Below are 20,122 nucleotides of genomic sequence, written 5' to 3'. Positions count from 1 at the left end.
CCATGAAAAAACGCATTAACCGACTGCTGATCGGCCTGCTGATCGGCGGTTCGCTGCTGGCGACCGCAGCCGTACCGATTTACCCTGTCAGCGCAGCGGAAACCCCCGCCACGCAGGTCAGTAAGCCGCTGACGCTCTCCGACCTCTCTGAACTTCAGCTTGATGGCGCTGCCGCGCTGGTTTTAACCTTTAATCAGCCGCTGGATGATAAGCAGGATCTGACGCAAAAAGTCAGGCTGACCGACGATAAACAGGGGCGGGTAGACGGTGGCTGGGAGCTGTCTGACAACCACAAAACGCTGCGTTTTCGTCATCCCCAGCCGTCGCATCAGTTTACCGTCACGGTGGAAGCGGGCTTGCGCGCGGCCAGCGGAGAGACGCTGGCGGCCGGCTTCAGCAAAAAAATCACCACCCGGGATATCGAACCGATGGTCGGTTTTGCCAGCCGTGGCTCGTTGCTGCCGCTGCGCCTTACCCAGGGGTTACCGGTGCTGGCGCTGAATATCGACCAGGTTGATGTGGATTTTTTCCGGATAAAAAATGCCGGTCTGGCGGCGTTTCTTGCCGAGTGGAATGACGGCAATAACCTCTCAAGCTGGCAATCTCAGTCGTTATTAAAAAGCAGTCAGCTGGTTTACAGCGGACGTTTTGAACTCAACCCGGCTCGCAATACCCGTGAAAAACTGCAGTTGCCGCTTCAGAATATTAGCCCGCTGCAGCAGCCGGGCGTCTATCTGGCGGTGATGAAACAGGCGGGCACCTATCACTACAGCATGCCCGCCACGCTGTTTACCCTGAGCGATATTGGTCTGTCACTGCATCGCTTTCCCACCCAGCTTGAACTGTTCGCCCAGAGCCTGGAAAACGGCAAGCCGCTTGCTGACGTCAGCGTCAGGCTGCTGAACGAGAAAGGCCAGGTGCTGCAAAGTGGCAACAGCGACAGCAACGGGCATCTGCGTCTGAAAGCGGATGAGAAGGGCCGCTTTCTGCTGGCGATGCAGGGCGAGCAGACCTCGCTGATCGACCTGGCGCGTCCGGCGCTGGATCTGGCGGAGTTTCCGGTTACCGGGCCACAGGGCTATGACAAACAGCTGTTCGTGTTTGGCCCGCGAGATATCTATCGCCCGGGCGAAACGGTGATCGTCAATGCGCTATTACGCGATGCCGACGGTAAACCGTTGCCGGCCCAGCCGGTGAAAGCCGAGCTGGTCCAGCCCGATGGCCAGCTGGTGCGTACCTTTGTCTGGCAACCGCAGGACGGTTTTTATCAGCAGCGTTTCACCCTGCCCGACGCGTCGATGACCGGTGACTGGCAGCTGCGACTGAATGCCGGTGACAATCTGAAGCGTCAATGGGCTTTCCACGTCGAGGATTTTCTGCCGGAACGCATGGCGTTGACCCTGAAAACCGATCCCCAGCCGCAGCCTGCCGATGCCGACATCGCCTTCAATATTGAGGGGCGCTACCTGTATGGCGCACCGGCTGCCGGTAACGCGCTGCAGGGCGAGCTTTATCTGCGCCCGGCACGGGAGGCGGTCGCGGCGCTGCCGGGTTACCAGTTTGGCGATATTACCGAACAGGACCTGAAGCGCACGCTGGATGAAGTCGATCTGAAGCTGGATGCCAGCGGCAAGGCCCGGCTCACGGTCGATAATCAGTGGGATCAACTGCATTCACCGCTTAACCTGATTCTGCAGGCCAGCCTGCTGGAAACCGGTGGCCGGCCGGTCACCCGCCGTGCCACTACCGCCATCTGGCCAGCCGCCGCGCTGCCCGGCATTCGTCCGCTGTTTGCCAGTAAAGCGGTGTATGACTACCGCAGCGACAGCTATCACGACGAGCCTACCGTGCCGGAAAACAGCCTGGCGGAATTTGATCTCGTTTACGCCAACAGCCAGGGCGTAAAGCTGGCGGCTGACAAGCTGGTGGTGCGATTAATCCGCGAACGGCGCGATTACTACTGGAGCTTTTCTGACAGCGAGGGCTGGCAATCGCGTTACGATGCCAAAGATCTGCAGGAAGATGAACGCGTCATCACCGTTCCGGCGGGTGGCAGCAGTAAGGTGAGCTTCCCGGTAGAGTGGGGCAGTTACCGGCTTGAGGTGCAGGCGGACGAAAAGATCGTCAGCAGCGTACGTTTTCAGGCGGGTTATGACTGGCAGGATAATACCAACGGCACCGGGGCACTGCGTCCGGATCAGGTGAAACTAAAACTGGATAAAGCGGCGTATCAGCCTGGTGAAACGGTCCATCTGCAGGTGGAGTCCCCGACAGCCGGTAAAGGCTATCTGATGGTGGAGTCAAGCAGCGGCACGCTGTGGTGGCAGCCGTTAACCGTGCCGCAGGGGGGGACCCAGGTTGAGGTGCCGATTGCCGATAGCTGGCAGCGTCACGATCTCTACTTCAGTGCCATCGTGGTGCGCGACGGCGATAAGGTCAGCGGGGCGACGCCAAAACGCGCGGTCGGACTGCTGCATCTGCCGATGGCGACCGAGGCGCGGCGACTCAACCTGACGCTGGAAACGCCCGCGACCATCCGGCCAGAGCAGAACCTGACGGTAAACCTGCAGGCCAGCCGCGACGGCGGTCCGCTGCCTGATAAGGTGCAGGTGCTGCTGTCGGCGGTCGACAGTGGCGTGCTGAGCGTGACTGACTACCAGACTCCCGATCCGTGGCAGGCGTTTTTCGGTCGTAAACGCTATAACGTCGATCAGTATGACGTGTTCGGCCAGCTGATTGAGGGCGGAGGCCGACTGGCGACCCTGCGCTTTGGCGGTGATGGCGAAGATCCTTCCAACACCCGCGGCGGTAAAAAGCCGGTTACCCACGTCAATATTGTGGCGCAGCAATTACAGGTTGTGACGCTGGATAAACAGGGCAAAGGCACTCTTACGCTGCCGATCCCGGCGTTTAACGGTGAGCTACGACTGATGGCGCAGACCTGGAGTGACGACAGCTTCGGCGCTGCCGAACGCAAAGTAGTGGTGGCAGCACCGCTGGTCAGTGAACTGGCGACACCGCGCTTTCTTGCCAGCGGCGACCAGGCTTCGCTGGCGCTGGACATTACCAACCTGACCGATCTGCCGCAGACCCTGAAAGTGGATGTGGCAGCCAGTGGCCTGGTCGGGCTGGCGGGCGCCGCCAGTCAGACTATCAGCCTGGCAAAAGGCGCTCGCACCACCCTGCAGATACCGGTAATGGCGAAAAGCGGTTTTGGCGACGGCGAGATCGCGGTGCAGATCAGCGGGCTGAATCTGCCTGGTGAGCAGCTGCGGCCGAGCAAACAGCAGTGGAAGATCGGCGTCAGGCCGCCTTATCCTGCCCAGACCCTCAATTTTGACGCGGTGATTACCCCCGGGCAGCCGTGGCAGGTGGCGGCCGCGGCGCTTACCGGTCTCGACAGCCAGACGCTGAGCGGGCAACTGACGCTGAGTAACCGGCCGCCGTTAAATCTCGCCAGCTATATCAGTGCGCTGTATGCCTATCCTTACGGTTGTCTGGAGCAGACCGCCAGCGGCCTCTGGCCTTCGCTCTACACCAGTCAGGCGCAGCTCAGTGCGATGGGAATTAAAACCAGCACTGATGAGGCGCGGCGGGCGGCGGTAGAAACCGGCATCGCCCGGCTGGCAGGCATGCAGCGCGCGGACGGCAGCTTCGGCTTATGGGGTAAACAGAGCGAAGAGGAGTTCTGGTTAACCGCTTATGTGACTGATTTTCTGCTGCGTGCCAGCGAGGCCGGTTATGCGTTACCTGACGACCTGATCGCCCGCGCTAACGCCCGGCTGCTGCGCTATTTACAGGACCCGGCGCAGATCACCGCCAGCGGCGGTAACCAGCCTGAAGCATTGCGCTTTAGCGTGCAGGTTTACGCCGGCCTGGTACTGGCGCGGCAGCAGCGCGCGCCGCTGGGTGCGCTGCGTGCGCTGTATGAAAAGCGTGACCAGAACCGCTCAGGGCTGGCGCTGATGCAGCTCGGCATCGCGCTGAAGCTGATGGGTGATACACCGCGCTCGCAGCTGGCGATCGTGCAGGCTGCCAGTCTGACGCGCCCTGACGATCGCTGGATTGGGGACTACGGCAGCACGGTACGCGATCAGGGCATGATGATTGCGCTGTTAGCGGAAAATCAGCTGCAGCCGGACCTGCAAAACAGCCTGCTGCTGTCGCTGTCGAAAGAGCTCAATGGAAAGCGCGGGTTCTCGACGCAGGAGAATAACGCCCTCTATCTGGCGGCGCGCACTCTGCAAACGGCTCAGGGCCAGCGCTGGCAGGCGAACCTTGCGGGCGATCCACAACCGCTGACCGGCAATGCGCCGTTAAACCGCGGGCTGAGTGCCCGGCAGCTGACGCAGGGCGTGACGATAAGCAATCCGGGTCCGGCGGCCCTATATGGCAACCTGAACGTAGTGGGATATCCGCTGACCCCGCCAGCGCCGGTCAGCCAGCAGCTGGCGATCAAACGGGAGTACTTCACCCTCGATGGCAAAGCTGCCGATCTCAGCCAGCTGCGCAGCGGTGAGCTGCTGGTGGTGCGTCTGACCGTTTCAGCCAGACGCGACATCAGCGATGCGCTGGTGGTGGATTTACTGCCTGCCGGACTAGAGCTGGAAAACCAGAATCTGGCGGACAGCAGCGCCAGCCTGGGCGACAGCGCGGATGCGTTAAAAGAGAGCATGATGGATATGCAGCAGGTAAATATTCGGCATATTGAGTTCCGTGACGATCGTTTCGTCGCCGCGCTGGCGGTTGATAGTTATCGTCCTGCAACGCTGATCTATCTGGCGCGGGCCGTCACGCCGGGCACTTACCAGATGCCACCGCCGCAGGTGGAATCGATGTATGTTCCTGAATGGCACGCCATCGGCAGTACCCCACCGCCGATGAACGTCCGGTAAGCGGATTGGTGTTGAATATCCGCCCGGCTAAAAAGCGGTGGCTGGCGCTGCCGCTGTTTTTACTGACGCTGCTGCTGGCTCTGTGGGGGCTGGATCGGCTCTCTCCGTTACCGCTAAAGCAACCGCAGCCGGCGCGCGTGGTGGTGGCCGCCGACGGTACGCCGCTGTGGCGCTTCGCCGATCGCCACGGGATCTGGCGCTATCCGGTCACGCCAGAGGAGGTTTCGCCGGCCTATTTGCAGGCACTACTGACTTACGAAGATCGCTGGTTCTGGTATCACCCTGGCGTCAATCCGCTGGCCCTGCTGCGCGCCGCCTGGCAGGATCTGCGGCACCGTAGCGTGATTTCCGGTGGCAGCACCTTAACCATGCAGGTGGCTCGGCTTATCGACCCCCAGCCGCGGACGCTAAAGGGCAAGCTGATTCAGGCGTGGCGCGCGCTGCAGCTGGAGTGGCACCTTTCTAAACGCGATATCCTGACCCTCTATCTCAATCGGGCACCCTTTGGCGGCACGCTGGAAGGCGTCGGCGCGGCAAGCTGGAGCTGGCTGGGAAAATCGCCCGCTGAGCTGACCCGCGGCGAGGCCGCCTTGCTGGCGGTATTGCCACAGGCACCCAGCCGGTTACGGCCGGATCGCTGGCCGGCGCGAGCCGAAGCCGCCCGCAACAAAGTGCTGGATCGGCTGGCGCAGTACCGCGTCTGGTCGCCTCAGCAGGTGGCTGAAATCCGTCAGGAGCCGGTCTGGCTTCCGCCGCGACAGATGCCACAGATGGCACCCTTACTGGCCCGGCGTCTGCTGTCGATGACCGACCGTGACAAGATTGTCTCAACCCTCGATCCGTCGTTACAGCGTCAGCTGGAGAGCATGGCGCTGAACATTAAAAGTCAGCTTCCACCGCGCACCTCACTGGCGGTGTTGGTGGTCGATCACACCACCATGGCGGTGCAGGGGTATGTCGGTTCCGCCGACTTTGGCGATGACAGCCGCTTTGGTCAGGTGGATATGATCGCCAGCGTGCGCTCGCCCGGCTCGGTGTTAAAACCCTTTGTCTATGGCATGGCGATCGATGATGGCCTGATCCATGCAGAGTCCCTGTTGCAGGATGTGCCGCGTCGCGTCGGCGACTACCGGCCGGGTAACTTCGACAGCGGTTTTCATGGTCCGGTCAGCGCCAGCGAGGCATTAGTGCGATCGCTTAACCTGCCTGCCGTTCAGCTGCTGGAAGCGCTGGGGCCGAAAAATGTGGCGGCCCGTTTGCGTAACGTCGGGCTCAACTTACGCTTTCCAGCCGGTTCCGGACCTAATCTGTCGCTGATCCTCGGCGGCACCGGGGCACGGATGGACGAGGTGGTAGCGGCCTACAGCGCCTTTGCCCGCCACGGCAACGCCGGTCAGCTGCGCTGGTTGCCCGAGCAGCCGTTGCAGCAGCGACCGTTACTGTCACCTGGCGCGGCGTGGATTATCCGCCGCATTCTGGCAGGCGAGGCGCAATCAGCGGCGAACGGCAGCGAACCGGCGGTGGTTCCGCTGGCGTGGAAAACCGGCACCAGCTACGGCTACCGCGACGCCTGGGCGGTTGGGGTGAATCCGCGTTACCTGATTGGCGTCTGGGTTGGACGCCCGGATGCGACGCCGGTGGCCGGGCAGTCAGGCGTGGCCTCGGCGGTACCGGTGCTGAATCAGGTTAACAGCATCCTGATCAGCCGTTTAGCCGGCCAGGAATGGCCTGCCGATCGGCGTCCGGCCTCGGTGACGGTCGCCGCTATCTGCTGGCCAGGCGGTCAGCCACTGCCGGTGGGCGACCAGAATTGTCGGCAACGGCGGCAGAGCTGGGTGCTCAACGACACGCTGCCGCCCACGCTGCTGGCTGCCGGACAGGAGAGCCTCAGCGGCCTGCGGTTACGCTACTGGCAAAACGATCGGGGATTGCGGGTGGCAGCGGATTGTCCGCAGGCCAGCAGCCGTGAACGCCTGATGTGGCCGCTGCCGCTCGAAGCCTGGCTGCCACCTCAGGAGCGGCGGGCGCAGCGCTTACCGCCAATCGATCCACACTGTCCGCCGTTAGAGCAGGGCAGCAGCGCACCGCTGATCGTCACCGGCGTGATTGACGGACAGCGGGTGCAACCGCTGCCGGGCAATCCGCTGCTGCAACTGCCGGTGGCAGTGCAGGGCGGGCAGGGCACGGCGCGCTGGTGGTTTCTCAACGGTCAACCGCAGCAAAGCCAGAGCGGTTCATTGTCGCTGCATCTTGATCGTCCGGGCGACTATCAGCTGGTGGTGATGGACGAAGCGGGTCAGCTGGCCACCGTCACCTTCAGTCGCCTGTGATATTTTGATGCGCTAAATCAGAATTGCGGCCGCTTTGCTTCGATTCAGATCAAGATTTTTCAATAAATTGCGGATCTCTGATAGGCAACGCCAGGCTCTGCCCCTATAATCGGCGCCGTTTCTTAGCCGGGGCGTGCGCCCCCGGTTTCTTCAGGACGTCAAGACAGAGGTCATCATGGCAATCGAACGTACTTTTTCTATCATCAAGCCAAACGCCGTCGCTAAAAACGTGATCGGTGCCATCTACAACCGTTTTGAAAGCGCAGGCTTCAAAATCGTTGGCGCAAAAATGCTGCAGCTGAGCAAAGAGCAGGCTGAAGGTTTCTACGCTGAACATCAGGGCAAGCCATTCTTCGACGGTCTGGTTGAATTCATGACCTCTGGTCCGGTAGTAGTTTCTGTACTGGAAGGCGAAAACGCCGTTCAGCGTCACCGTGACCTGATGGGTGCGACTAACCCGGCAAACGCACTGGCCGGCACCCTGCGTGCTGACTACGCTGACAGCTTCACCGAGAACGCGACCCACGGTTCAGATTCTGCAGAATCCGCTGCCCGTGAAATCGCTTACTTCTTCGGCGAAAACGAAATCTGCCCGCGTACCCGTTAATCGCCTGGCGATAAACCACCGGCTGGCTTTACAAAAATCTGCCTGAGGGAGGCGACTCCCGCCTGTTATCAGGCCGCAGATGTTGTACAATATTGCGCCTTCATTAACTCCGCTTGATGAAGGCGCAATTTTTTACCTATTCCTGAACAGCGCCATAACGTGTAACAACGAGGCCAGAGAACATTATGTCCGAACAGATTGTGACGTCCGCGTCCGCATCCCCGATTGTTGTTTCCCCCAAGAGCCAAAAAATTAACCTGCTGGATCTCAACCGTCAGCAGATGCGCGAATTCTTCCTGTCGCTCGGTGAAAAACCGTTCCGCGCTGACCAGGTCATGAAGTGGATCTATCACTACTGCTGCGACGACTTCGAGCAGATGACCGACATCAACAAAAAGCTGCGTACCCGGCTGATGGAGCTGACGGAAATCCGCGCCCCGGAAGTGGCGGAAGAGATGCGCTCCACCGATGGCACCATTAAATGGGCGATCCGCGTTGGCGATCAGCTGGTGGAAACCGTCTACATCCCGGAAGGCGACCGCGCCACGCTGTGCGTCTCTTCACAGGTGGGCTGTGCGCTGGAGTGTAAATTCTGTTCGACCGCTCAGCAGGGCTTTAACCGTAACCTGCGGGTTTCAGAGATTATTGGTCAGGTATGGCGCGCGGCGAAAATTGTCGGCGCGGCCAAAATCACCGGCCAGCGTCCGATCACCAATGTGGTGATGATGGGCATGGGTGAGCCACTGCTCAACCTCAACAACGTGGTACCCGCGATGGAGATCATGCTGGATGACTTCGGTTTCGGCTTATCGAAGCGTCGTGTGACTCTTTCGACCTCCGGCGTGGTGCCGGCGCTCGACAAACTCGGCGATATGATTGACGTCGCGCTGGCGATCTCGCTGCATGCGCCGAACGACAAGTTGCGTGACGACATCGTCCCGATCAACAAAAAATACAATATTGAAACCTTCCTGGCGGCGGTGAAACGCTACATTGGCAAGTCGAATGCCAACCAGGGTCGCGTCACTATCGAGTACGTGTTGCTGGATCATGTTAATGACAGCACCGACGATGCGCATGAGCTTGCCGCATTACTGAAAGATACGCCGTGCAAAATCAACCTGATTCCGTGGAACCCCTTCCCGGGCGCACCGTACGGCCGCAGCTCTAACAGCCGCATCGATCGCTTCTCTAAGGTGCTGATGGACTACGGTTTCACGACTATCGTGCGTAAAACCCGTGGCGATGATATTGATGCCGCCTGCGGTCAGTTGGCGGGTGAAGTTATCGACCGTACCAAACGTACTTTGCGCAAAAAGATGGCCGGTGAAGCGATATCTGTGAAAGCGCTCTGAAAGACTGACGGTTAACGTTTCCTGAAGGTGTGACGCGTGGCAGGCTGTACGCTGCTAACGCCAACCGGATGGAAACGATGATGGCTAAGGGATTACCGGGGATTTTACTGGCCCTGTTTGTTGTAAGCGGGTGTGTCAGCTACACTCAATCGCCCGGCGCGGCGGAACTGCGTCTACAGTTAGGGATGCATTATCTGGCGGGCGGCGATGAGGCGGCGGCAGAACGCAATTTCCTGCGGGCGCAGGCGGCGGCACCGGATGATTATCGGGTCTCGCTGGCGCTGGCCCGATTGGCGCAGCAGCAGGGTAATCGTGCGGCAGCGCGTGCCCATTACCAACTGGCGCAGCAGCAGGCGCCGTTGAATGGTTTTGTTGCTAACAATTACGGTGCGTTTCTTTGCGCTTTAAGGCAGTATGGCGAAGCGCATCAACAGTTTAGTCGGGCAGGCGATGCGCAGCAGATTGACGCCCGTATCGATGCGCTTGAACTGGCGGGATTTTGTTATCTGCAGGCAGGCGATTTTGCTGCCACACGCCGTGTATTGCGGCAGGCCATTGAGACGGACGATCGCAAAGCCGGGGCGGTACTGGCTGAAGCTGAAAAGCTGATGGCCGATAATCAACTGGCTAACGCGCAGATTTTGCTCGATATTTACCAGCATCAGCGGCCCGAAACGGCACGCAGTCTGGCGTTATACTTACGTTTCGCCGCGCTACAGGAAAATGCCGTTGACGTTTCACGTTATGGCGACCGGTTAGCGCGACGTTTTCCGCAATCGATACAGTACCAGCGTTATTTAGCTAATGAATACTGAAGCCACTCAAGAGAATTCTGCAGTACATTCAACAGGTGAACGCCTGCGTCTGGCCCGTGAGCAGCTGGGACTGACGCAGCAGAACGTCGCTGAACGCCTGTGTCTGAAACTTTCTACCGTGCGTGACATTGAAGAAGACAAATCGCCTGCTGATTTGGCCTCTACCTTCCTGCGCGGCTACATTCGCTCCTACGCGCGACTGGTGCATATTCCTGAAGAGGAACTGCTGCCAATGATGGCGAAACAGACGCCGGTTCGTGCTGCAAAAATTGAACCGATGCAAAGTTTCTCGCTGGGTAAGCGCCGCAAAAAGCGTGACGGCTGGTTGATGATTTTTACCTGGCTGGTGCTGTTTGTTGTGGTGGGTCTGACGGGCGCCTGGTGGTGGCAGAATCACAAAGCTTCTCAGGACGATCTGGTGTCGGTGACCGATCAGAATGGCAGTAGCGGTGACGGTCAGTCTATTCCGCTGGGGGAGTCGAGCGGTGACAGCACCGTTCCGGCTGCGCCAGATGAAAGCAACACCGCGCCAGCAGCAGATAACAGCGCTGCCGGCACCAGCACGCCAGCCACTTCGGCCCCGGCCGCCAGTGCCAGTACTGCCGCGCCTGCTGCTCAGTCAGACACGACCAGCAATGCAGTGGTGTCACCCAGCCAGGCACCGGTAGACACCGGCGCAGCCGCGCCAGCAGCCACCACGAACACCGCCAGCACCGCCCCGCAGATGCCGGTCGGCGCAGCAGCGGTCAGTGAACCGGCTGGCGATCCTAACGCGGTGGTAATGACCTTCAATGCCGACTGCTGGCTGGAAGTCAGCGATGCAACCGGTAAAAAACTGTTCAGCGGCTTGCAGCGCAGCGGTGGTAAACTCAGTCTCGCAGGAACCGCTCCGTATCGTCTGAAAATTGGCGCTCCTTCTGCGGTTCAGGTGCAATATCAGAATCAGCCCGTTGATTTAAGTCGTTTTATCCGTAATAACCAGGTTGCTCGCCTGACGTTGGGTGCGCAATAACAGCGTATCGCGTACCGGGCAATTGTGGAGAAGAAATATGCATAACGAAGCACCCATTATCCGTCGTAAATCCAAACGCATTTACGTCGGCAAGGTGCCAGTCGGTGACGGCGCGCCAATCGCTGTTCAGTCGATGACCAACACCCGCACCACTGACGTGGCGGCGACGGTAAATCAGATCAAAGCCCTTGAGCGCGTCGGTGTCGATATCGTCCGCATCTCGGTGCCGACGATGGATGCCGCTGAGGCATTCAGACTGATTAAGCAACAGGTGAACGTCCCACTGGTGGCCGATATCCATTTTGACTACCGCATCGCGTTGAAAGTGGCCGAATATGGCGTTGATTGCCTGCGAATTAATCCCGGCAACATCGGTAATAACGAGCGTATCCGCATGGTGGTCGACTGCGCGCGCGATAACAACATTCCGATTCGGATTGGCGTAAACGCCGGTTCGCTGGAAAAAGATCTGCAGGAAAAATATGGCGAGCCGACGCCGCAGGCACTGCTTGAGTCGGCGATGCGCCATGTCGATCACCTTGATCGCCTTAACTTTGATCAGTTCAAAGTCAGCGTAAAAGCGTCGGACGTCTTCCTCGCGGTCGAATCGTATCGTCTGCTGGCGAAGCAGATTGAGCAGCCGCTGCACCTCGGTATTACCGAAGCGGGCGGGGCGCGAGCCGGTGCGGTAAAATCTGCTATCGGGCTCGGTTTACTGCTGTCCGAAGGGATTGGCGACACGCTGCGTATCTCGCTGGCGGCCGATCCGATCGAAGAAGTGAAGGTCGGTTTTGATATCCTGAAGTCACTGCGCATTCGTTCGCGTGGTATTAACTTCATCGCCTGTCCAACCTGTTCACGGCAGGAATTTGACGTTATCGGCACCGTTAACGCGCTGGAACAGCGTCTGGAAGATATCATCACGCCGATGGATGTCTCGATTATTGGCTGTGTGGTTAACGGACCGGGTGAAGCGACCATCTCTACGCTGGGCGTCACCGGCGGCAACAAGAAAAGTGGCTTCTACGAAGATGGCGTGCGTCAGCGCGATCGTCTCGACAACGACGATATGATCGATCAGCTGGAAGCGCGTATTCGTGCCAAAGCGTCGATGCTTGATGCCACGCGCCGTATTGATGTGCAGCATCTGGAAAAATAATGGCGCGCGCGGCCTGCGTGCGTGACTTTTTTGACTGAACCTGTGCGGTTTCACCCTTATAAGGTATGATGCCGGACAGGTTTTTTTGCATTAAGAGATTCTAACGTGGCGAAGAATATTCAGGCGATTCGCGGGATGAACGATTACCTGCCTGCGGATACCGCCATCTGGCAACGGATTGAAGGCATTCTCAAGCAGACGCTGGCGAGCTACGGTTACAGCGAAATTCGCTTACCGCTGGTGGAGCAGACCCCGCTGTTTAAACGTGCCATCGGTGAAGTTACCGATGTGGTTGAAAAAGAGATGTACACCTTTGAGGACCGCAACGGAGAAAGCCTGACGCTGCGTCCGGAAGGGACGGCAGGCTGTGTACGCGCCGGTATCGAGCACGGTTTACTCTACAACCAGGAACAGCGTCTGTGGTACATGGGCCCGATGTTCCGCTATGAGCGCCCGCAGAAGGGCCGCTACCGTCAGTTTTACCAGATGGGCGTCGAAGTGTTTGGCCTGCAGGGCCCGGACATCGATGCTGAATTGATCATGCTGAACGCGCGCTGGTGGAAAGCGTTGGGCATCGCCGATCACGTTCGCCTTGAACTGAACTCCATTGGCTCCCTTGAAGCCCGCGCTCGCTACCGCGATGCGCTGGTGGCTTTCCTTGAGCAGCATAAAGAGGTGCTGGATGAGGATTGCAAACGCCGCATGTACAGTAACCCGATGCGGGTGCTGGACAGTAAAAATCCTGAGATTCAGCAGCTGCTGAACGATGCGCCGCAGCTCGGCGACTATCTTGATGACGAATCACGCGAGCATTTCAACGGCCTGTGCGCGCTGCTGGATGACGCCGGTATCGCCTACACCATCAACCAGCGCCTGGTGCGCGGGCTTGATTACTATAATCGCACGGTGATTGAGTGGGTGACCGACAGCCTCGGTTCACAGGGCACGGTGTGCGGCGGCGGACGCTATGATGGGCTGGTTGAACAGCTCGGCGGGCGCGCAACCCCAGCCGTAGGTTTTGCTATGGGCATGGAGCGTCTGGTGCTGCTGGTTCAGGCGGTGAATCCCGATTTTGAACCGACGAGCAATGTGGATGTCTATGTAATCGCTTCGGGTCAGGGCGTGCAGTCTGCTGCCATGCAACTGGCAGAGAAACTGCGTGATGAAGCGCCAGAACTGCGGTTGATGACCAACTTCGGCGGCGGCAACTTCAAAAAGCAATTTGCCCGCGCTGACAAGTGGGGCGCTCGCGTCGCGCTGGTATTAGGCGAGGATGAAGTGAAGGCCGGACAGGTGGTGATTAAAGATCTACGCCGTGGCGAGCAGCAAACGCTGGCTCAGGCAGAGGCTGTTGCTGTTTTGCGTACGCTGTTGCAGTAAGCGTGGCGCAGCACCAACCATAGAAAGGAGAGGGATTGCGTGGAAGTGTATAGCAATGAGAACGAGCAGACCGATGCGCTGCGCCGCTTTTTTGCCAATAACGGCAAAGCGTTAGCGGTTGGCGTAGTCATCGGCATTGCTGCGCTTGGCGGCTGGCGTTACTGGGCCAGTCATCAGGAAGATACGGCGAAATCAGTATCGGCGCAGTATCAACAGCTCACCAGCGCCATGCAGGCGGGCAAGCCAGAAACGCTGGAAGCGGTGAACACCTTTGCCAATGAAAACAGCAACACCTACGGTGCGCTGGCGGCGATGGATCTGGCAAAACAGTATGTTGACACCAACCAGCTGGACAAAGCCGCGACGCTGCTGCAAAACGGCCTGAAAGATACCAAAGATGCCAACCTGCAGGCGGTGATTAACCTGCGTCTGGCACGCATTCAACTGCAACAGAATCATGCTGATGCGGCGCTTAAAACCCTTGACGCTGTGAAGGGTGATGGCTGGACAGCCATTGTGGCCGATATCCGTGGTGAAGCGCTGCTGAGCAAAGGCGACAAGCAGGGCGCGCGCGATGCATGGAGCAAAGGGGTTGAATCTGACGCCTCTCCGGCATTGAAGCAAATGATGCAGATGAAGATGAATAACTTAAGCTAAGCCAGTCAAGAGAGAGCGCATGGAATTACGTAAATACCTGCTGCCGGGGCTGATTTCAGTCACTTTGCTCAGCGGTTGTTCGCTGTTTAGCGGCGAAGAAGATGTAGTAAAAATGGCCCCGCTGCCCCAGGTGGAAAATCAGTTCACGCCACAGGAAGTGTGGAGCACCTCGGTGGGAGATGGCGTCGGTGATTTTTACTCCAACCTGCATCCCGCCTGGCAGGACACCACCGTATTTGCGGCCGATCGTTTCGGTATCGTAAAAGCGCTGGACGCCGCCGACGGTAAAGAAAAATGGAAGGTCGATCTCTCTGAGAAAACCGGCTTCTTCTCGAAAAATCGCTCAGCGCTGTTGTCAGGCGGCCTGACAGCGGACGGCGATCGTCTCTATGTCGGCAGCGAGCGCGGTCAGATTTATGCGCTGAACAGCAGCGATGGCAGCCTGGCGTGGCAGACCAAAGTGGCGGGTGAAGCACTCTCTCGTCCGGTGGTCAGCGACGGCCTGGTACTGGTACACACCAGCAACGGTATGTTGCAGGGGCTGGATCAGAGCAGCGGCGCTATCAAGTGGAGCGTCAACCTGGATATGCCCGCGTTGTCACTGCGTGGCGAATCTGCGCCAGCGGTCGCGTTTGGCGGAGCCATCGTCGGTGGCGACAATGGCCGCGTCAGTGCGGTTATCCTGAATCAGGGACAACTGATCTGGCAGCAACGTATTTCTCAGGTCAGCGGCGCGACCGAGATCGATCGTCTGAATGACGTCGATACTACGCCGGTTATCGTCAACGGTGTGGTTTACGCACTGGCCTATAACGGCGATTTGACGGCGCTGGATCTGCGTTCCGGCCAGATTTTGTGGAAACGCGAAATCGGCGGCGTAAAAGATCTGATTGTTGATGCCGGCCGCATCTATCTGGTCGATCAGGATGATCGGGTGATTGCGCTTAATGCCGATGGTGGCGTGGCAATCTGGCGCCAGAGCGATCTGCTGCACCGTAATCTGACTTCACCGGTGCTCTACAACGGCTACCTGGTGGTCGGCGATAGCGAAGGCTACCTGCACTGGCTTAACACCACCGATGGTCGCTTCGTCGCGCAGCAGAAACTGGACAGCTCCGGCTTCCAGACCGAACCGGTGGTCGCCAGCGATAAGCTGCTGATCCAGTCGAAAGATGGCGAGGTTTATGCGATTACCCGCTAACGGGTAAACGTCTGGCAGGTGAAATCCTCCGTTCTGACGGCTCCTGATTTAATCAGGGGCCGTTTCGTTTTTAGTCAGGCATGGTATTCTTTGCGCCTTCAGCCTGAACTTAACGGCCAGAGCCGTTATAATCACGCCATTCGGGCGATTAATTATTTATTGAGGCATTGTTATGGTACCTGTGGTCGCGCTGGTTGGGCGTCCCAATGTGGGAAAATCTACGCTATTTAACCGTTTAACCCGCACTCGTGATGCGCTGGTAGCGGATTTTCCTGGACTGACTCGCGATCGCAAATATGGTCGCGCCGAAGTGGAAGGGCGCGAATTTATTGTTATCGATACCGGTGGTATCGACGGCACCGAAGAGGGTGTTGAAACGCGGATGGCCGAGCAGTCACTACTGGCGATTGAAGAAGCGGATGTGGTGCTGTTTATGGTCGATGCACGCGCCGGAATGATGGCCGCCGATCAGCAAATCGCGAAACACCTGCGCTCACGTCAGAAAGCCACTTTCCTGGTGGCGAATAAAACCGACGGACTCGATCCCGATCAGGCAGTAGTGGATTTCTATTCCCTGGGCCTCGGCGAGATCCATGCCATTGCGGCGTCGCATGGTCGTGGTGTTACCAGCCTGATCGAAACGGCCCTGCTGCCGTGGATCGACAAGGTTGAGCCGGTCGAACTCACTGAAGAAGAAGAGAACCAGGCTTACTGGAATGCGCTTGACGCCGAACAGACTGCTGAGCAGGAAGCCGCAGAGGAAGAAGAAAACTTCGACCCGACCGGTTTGCCAATCAAGCTGGCGATTGTCGGTCGTCCTAACGTAGGTAAGTCAACGCTTACTAACCGTATTCTCGGCGAAGATCGCGTGGTGGTCTACGACATGCCGGGCACCACCCGCGACAGCATCTATATTCCGATGGAACGTGATGGACGCGAGTATGTGCTGATCGACACCGCAGGTGTGCGCAAGCGTGCCAAAATTTCTGACACCGTAGAGAGATTCTCGGTGATCAAAACGCTGCAGGCGATTGAAGATGCCAACGTCGTGATGCTGGTGATCGATGCGCGTGCCGGTATTTCCGATCAGGATCTTTCACTGCTGGGCTTCATCCTCAACAGCGGCCGCTCGCTGGTTATTGTGGTCAACAAGTGGGATGGCCTGTCGCAGGAAATCCGTGATGAAGTGAAAGAGACGCTGGACTACCGTCTGGGCTTTATCGATTTCGCCCGCATCCACTTTATCTCTGCGCTGCACGGCAGTGGTGTCGGCAACCTGTTTGAATCGGTCACCGAAGCCTATGACTGTTCAACCAAACGTGTGAACACCTCAATGCTGACCCGTATCATGAACATGGCGGCCGAAGATCATCAGCCACCATTGGTTCGCGGTCGTCGCGTTAAGCTGAAGTATGCGCATGCCGGAGGCTATAACCCGCCGATCGTGGTGATCCACGGTAACCAGGTTAAAGACCTGCCGGACTCATACAAACGCTACCTGATGAACTACTTCCGTAAATCACTGAACGTCATGGGAACGCCGATTCGTATCCAGTTCAAAGAGGGTGAGAACCCGTACGAAGGTAAGCGCAACCTGCTGACGCCAACCCAGCAGCGTAAGCGTAAGCGTCTGATGGCGCATATGAAGAAAAATAAGCGTTAAGCGAAAGAGGGCCGGAAGGCCCTCTTTTTTTGTCCTGATAGTGAGCAAGAGGCTAATCATGACCATCATCTGTGAAAACTGTCAGCAGCCGCTGCAGCTCAGCGACGGCGAATTTATCTGTCGCGGTTGTGGCGCACACACGCCGGCGCAGGCGTGCTGCCCGGATTGCCATCAGCCGCTGGAACGGCTTTCTGCCTGTGGCGCAGTGAACTACTTTTGTCACCATGGACACGGCCTGATCTCGAAAAAGCGGGTCGAATTTCAGCCACAGCGCTAACTACGCGGCAGCAATCCGGCGGATGCCCCCGGCATTCACTACAATTGTTTGTAGCAAAAATGCTATTGCAGCGTAACAACCGGGTTATAGATGTTCACTCTGTAATGTACCAGGTGGTACAATCCTGCCGCGTCGTGGGGATGGGCCAGCCACACCAGGTCTTTTCCGGTCCGGATCTCTCCATGGACGCGGGTCTGTTTATATTTGATTTGAAACAGTGCGGCACTCCGCATGTCCCTTTGACAAGGTTGCGCAGTTCAGGCGGCAACCGGCGTGGACGCTCTGTTTATTCAGGAGAGTTAGTGTTATGGCTGAAACATCGTCCCGCTCCGCTAAGGGGCTGGGAATAGTATCCGTGCTGCTCGGGCTGGTGCTACTGGCTACCGGCCTGTTCTTCGCGATAGGCGGCGGCAAACTGGTTGCCCTCGGCGGCAGTTGGTACTTCCTGATTGCCGGTATCGTTACCGTTTTATCAGCAATTCAGTTCTTCCGTCGCAAATCATCGGCGGTGGTACTGTTCCTGCTGATGTTTGTCGGCACCCTGATCTGGTCGCTGTTTGATGCTGGCATCGAGTTCTGGCCGCTGGTTTCGCGCCTGATGGTGCCTACCGGCCTGATGATCGTCGCCTTCCTGCTCTGGCCTGCGCTGCGTAAGCGTGAAGGCAAAAGCTCGCTGGCTAAGCCCGCTTATGGGCTTTCTGCGCTGCTGGCAGTCGGCATGGTAGTGACTTTCGTACAGATGTTTCAGCCTCATCCTACCGTTGCGTTTTCCGGCGAAGAGCTGCCGCTGATTCCGGTGGATAAAGCGAAACAGCAGAAAGACTGGGATAACTATGGCAACACCCCGCAGGGCAGCCGCTTTGTGGCGCTGGATCAAATCACTCGTGATAACGTGAAAGATCTGCAGGTCGCCTGGACCTTCCGGACCGGCGATATCCCGGACAGCCCAACCGGCAACGGCGCGGAAGATCAGCAAACCCCATTACAGGTCGGCAATACCCTCTATCTCTGCACCCCGCACAACAATGTTATTGCGGTCGAAGCAGACAGCGGTAAGCAGATCTGGAAACGCGAAATCAATGCCCAGGCGGAAGTCTGGCCGCGCTGCCGTGGTCTGGCTTATTTCGATGCCACTAAACCGCTGCAGCAGCCCACTCAGCCAGGCTCGACGCCGGTTCCGGCCGTCACGCTGCCAGCCGGTGACAGCTGTCAGCGCCGCATCCTGATGAACACCATCGATGCACGTCTGATTGCCATCAACGCTGACAACGGTGAGTTCTGTGAGAGCTTTGGTAATCACGGTATCGTTGACCTGAAAGCCGGTCTCGGCCAGGCGCCCGATCCGCAGTATCAGCTGACGTCGGCCCCGACGCTGGCAGGCACCACCGTGGTAGTGGGCGGCCGGGTTGCTGACAACGTCCAGACCGATATGCCGGGTGGTGTATTGCGTGGTTTTGACGTCGTCACCGGTCAGATGCGCTGGGCGTTTGACCCGGGTAATGTCGATCCGAATGCGGTGTTAATGCCGGGCAAAGAGTACGCCCGCAGTACACCGAACTCGTGGGCACCGATGTCCTACGATCCGGCGATGAACACCGTGTTTATCCCGATGGGCAGCTCATCTGTCGATCTGTGGGGTGCGAACCGTACCGAACTGGATCACAAATATGGCGCATCCGTGCTGGCACTGGATGCCACCACCGGTAAAGAGAAGTGGGTTTATCAGACCGTACATAACGATCTGTGGGACTTCGACCTGCCGATGCAGCCAAGCCTGATCGATTTCCCGCTGAAGGATGGCACCACTAAACCAGCGGTGGTGATTGGCGGTAAAACCGGCATGATCTTCGTGCTCGATCGCATGACCGGCAAGCCACTGACCAAAGTCGAAGAGCTGCCGATGCCGCAGGGACATATCCCGAACGAGCAGTACACCAAAACCCAGCCTCATTCGACCGGTATGCCGCAGATTGGCAACCAGACGCTGAAAGAGTCTGACATGTGGGGTGCTACGCCGTTTGATCAGCTGGCCTGCCGTATTGGCTTCAAATCGATGCGTTATAATGGCCTGTTCACCGTACCGGACACCGATAAGTCGCTGAGCTTCCCGGGTTCGCTGGGCGGGATGAACTGGGGCAGCATGTCGACCGATCCGAACAATCATCTGCTGTTCGTCAATGACATGCGTCTTGGCCTGTGGGTACAGATGATCCCGGCTGACACCAATAAGATTTCACGTGGCAGCAACGGCGGTGAAGCGATCAATACCGGTATGGGCGCGGTGCCGCTGAAAGGCACACCGTATGCGGTAAACAAAAACCGCTTTATGTCGCCGCTGGGCATTCCTTGCCAGAAGCCACCGTTTGGTACGCTGTCGGCGATTGACATGAAAACTCAGAAAATCGTCTGGCAGGTGCCGGTCGGAACCGTGCAGGATACCGGACCTTTCGGCATCAAAATGCGCATGAAAATGCCGGTTGGTATGCCAACGCTGGGCGGTACGCTGGCAACCCAGGGTGGCCTGGTGTTCATCGCCGGTACTCAGGATTACTACCTGCGCGCCTTTGATGCTTCAACCGGTAAAGAAGTATGGAAAGCACGTCTGCCGGTTGGCAGCCAGGGCGGCCCGATGAGCTACGTTTCGCCGAAAACCGGCAAACAGTACATCCTCATCTCCGCTGGTGGTGCGCGTCAGTCACCAGACCGCGGTGATTACGTTATTGCTTACGCGCTGCCAGACAGCAAGTAAGTTCACCAGTGAAAAGGGCCGA

Annotated in this window: 13 protein-coding genes; all 13 read left to right on the top strand. The window is 58.1% G+C overall.

What is annotated here, in order from left to right; all coding sequences use genetic code 11:
* Positions 1–2: 2 nt before the first annotated feature.
* The 13 genes from AC6I8D_RS14845 to AC6I8D_RS14785 all read left to right on the top strand — a co-directional run bounded on the left by AC6I8D_RS14845 (position 3) and on the right by AC6I8D_RS14785 (position 20,100).
* Positions 3–4,895 carry an alpha-2-macroglobulin family protein gene (locus tag AC6I8D_RS14845; RefSeq protein ID WP_497820404.1) on the top strand — a complete coding sequence of 1,631 codons (4,893 nt, stop codon included), beginning with the start codon at positions 3–5 and terminating at the stop codon, positions 4,893–4,895.
* Positions 4,850–7,225: a peptidoglycan glycosyltransferase PbpC gene (gene pbpC, locus AC6I8D_RS14840; RefSeq protein ID WP_497820403.1), complete on the top strand. Its 2,376-nt coding sequence runs from the start codon at positions 4,850–4,852 to the stop codon at positions 7,223–7,225. Before AC6I8D_RS14845 ends, pbpC begins: the two co-directional genes overlap by 46 nt.
* A 175-nt stretch (positions 7,226–7,400) precedes the next feature.
* The gene (ndk, locus tag AC6I8D_RS14835) at positions 7,401–7,832 is read left to right on the top strand and encodes a nucleoside-diphosphate kinase (RefSeq protein ID WP_003848684.1); all 432 of its coding nucleotides are present in this window, start codon (positions 7,401–7,403) and stop codon (positions 7,830–7,832) included.
* Positions 7,833–8,017: 185 nt separating this feature from the next.
* Positions 8,018–9,187, top strand: a complete 1,170-nt coding sequence (rlmN, locus tag AC6I8D_RS14830; RefSeq protein WP_031377788.1) for a dual-specificity RNA methyltransferase RlmN — start codon at positions 8,018–8,020, stop codon at positions 9,185–9,187.
* 80 nt (positions 9,188–9,267) lie between these two features.
* On the top strand, positions 9,268–10,002 hold the full coding sequence (gene pilW, locus AC6I8D_RS14825) for a type IV pilus biogenesis/stability protein PilW (protein WP_497820690.1): 735 nt from the start codon (positions 9,268–9,270) through the stop codon (positions 10,000–10,002).
* A complete protein-coding gene (rodZ, locus tag AC6I8D_RS14820) occupies positions 9,992–11,014 on the top strand; it encodes a cytoskeleton protein RodZ (protein ID WP_497820402.1) in 1,023 nt (340 codons plus the stop codon). Before pilW ends, rodZ begins: the two co-directional genes overlap by 11 nt.
* Positions 11,015–11,051: 37 nt before the next feature.
* Positions 11,052–12,173 (top strand): flavodoxin-dependent (E)-4-hydroxy-3-methylbut-2-enyl-diphosphate synthase, encoded by a 1,122-nt coding sequence (gene ispG / locus AC6I8D_RS14815; protein ID WP_312055092.1) that lies wholly within the window; start codon positions 11,052–11,054, stop codon positions 12,171–12,173.
* 105 nt (positions 12,174–12,278) lie between these two features.
* A complete protein-coding gene (gene hisS, locus AC6I8D_RS14810) occupies positions 12,279–13,553 on the top strand; it encodes a histidine--tRNA ligase (RefSeq protein WP_497820401.1) in 1,275 nt (424 codons plus the stop codon).
* A 39-nt stretch (positions 13,554–13,592) separates the two neighbouring features.
* Entirely contained in the window at positions 13,593–14,210 is a 618-nt protein-coding gene (locus AC6I8D_RS14805; RefSeq protein WP_312759013.1) for a YfgM family protein, read from the top strand.
* Positions 14,211–14,229: 19 nt separating this feature from the next.
* Complete coding sequence (gene bamB / locus AC6I8D_RS14800; protein ID WP_031376481.1) at positions 14,230–15,411, top strand: outer membrane protein assembly factor BamB; 1,182 nt, start codon at positions 14,230–14,232, stop codon at positions 15,409–15,411.
* Positions 15,412–15,583: 172 nt separating this feature from the next.
* On the top strand, positions 15,584–17,074 hold the full coding sequence (gene der / locus AC6I8D_RS14795; protein WP_497820400.1) for a ribosome biogenesis GTPase Der: 1,491 nt from the start codon (positions 15,584–15,586) through the stop codon (positions 17,072–17,074).
* A gap of 58 nt (positions 17,075–17,132) precedes the next feature.
* Positions 17,133–17,351 (top strand): zinc ribbon domain-containing protein, encoded by a 219-nt coding sequence (locus AC6I8D_RS14790; RefSeq protein ID WP_497820399.1) that lies wholly within the window; start codon positions 17,133–17,135, stop codon positions 17,349–17,351.
* Between the two features lie 307 nt (positions 17,352–17,658).
* On the top strand, positions 17,659–20,100 hold the full coding sequence (locus tag AC6I8D_RS14785; RefSeq protein WP_312055083.1) for a glucose/quinate/shikimate family membrane-bound PQQ-dependent dehydrogenase: 2,442 nt from the start codon (positions 17,659–17,661) through the stop codon (positions 20,098–20,100).
* Positions 20,101–20,122: the final 22 nt, after the last annotated feature.

It is taken from the genome of Pantoea sp. X-Soil-MYKO-1785, from assembly GCF_059730675.1.
This window is presented reverse-complemented; position numbering and strand designations above follow the sequence as displayed.

What these genes read in the sequence shown, in the direction of transcription:
- AC6I8D_RS14845 (WP_497820404.1), top strand. Translation starts at nt 3, where the DNA reads ATGAAAAAACGCATTAACCGACTGCTGATCGGCCTGCTGATCGGCGGT.
- pbpC (WP_497820403.1), top strand. Translation starts at nt 4,850, where the DNA reads ATGGCACGCCATCGGCAGTACCCCACCGCCGATGAACGTCCGGTAAGC.
- ndk (WP_003848684.1), top strand. Translation starts at nt 7,401, where the DNA reads ATGGCAATCGAACGTACTTTTTCTATCATCAAGCCAAACGCCGTCGCT.
- rlmN (WP_031377788.1), top strand. Translation starts at nt 8,018, where the DNA reads ATGTCCGAACAGATTGTGACGTCCGCGTCCGCATCCCCGATTGTTGTT.
- pilW (WP_497820690.1), top strand. Translation starts at nt 9,268, where the DNA reads ATGGCTAAGGGATTACCGGGGATTTTACTGGCCCTGTTTGTTGTAAGC.
- rodZ (WP_497820402.1), top strand. Translation starts at nt 9,992, where the DNA reads ATGAATACTGAAGCCACTCAAGAGAATTCTGCAGTACATTCAACAGGT.
- ispG (WP_312055092.1), top strand. Translation starts at nt 11,052, where the DNA reads ATGCATAACGAAGCACCCATTATCCGTCGTAAATCCAAACGCATTTAC.
- bamB (WP_031376481.1), top strand. Translation starts at nt 14,230, where the DNA reads ATGGAATTACGTAAATACCTGCTGCCGGGGCTGATTTCAGTCACTTTG.
- der (WP_497820400.1), top strand. Translation starts at nt 15,584, where the DNA reads ATGGTACCTGTGGTCGCGCTGGTTGGGCGTCCCAATGTGGGAAAATCT.
- AC6I8D_RS14790 (WP_497820399.1), top strand. Translation starts at nt 17,133, where the DNA reads ATGACCATCATCTGTGAAAACTGTCAGCAGCCGCTGCAGCTCAGCGAC.
- AC6I8D_RS14785 (WP_312055083.1), top strand. Translation starts at nt 17,659, where the DNA reads ATGGCTGAAACATCGTCCCGCTCCGCTAAGGGGCTGGGAATAGTATCC.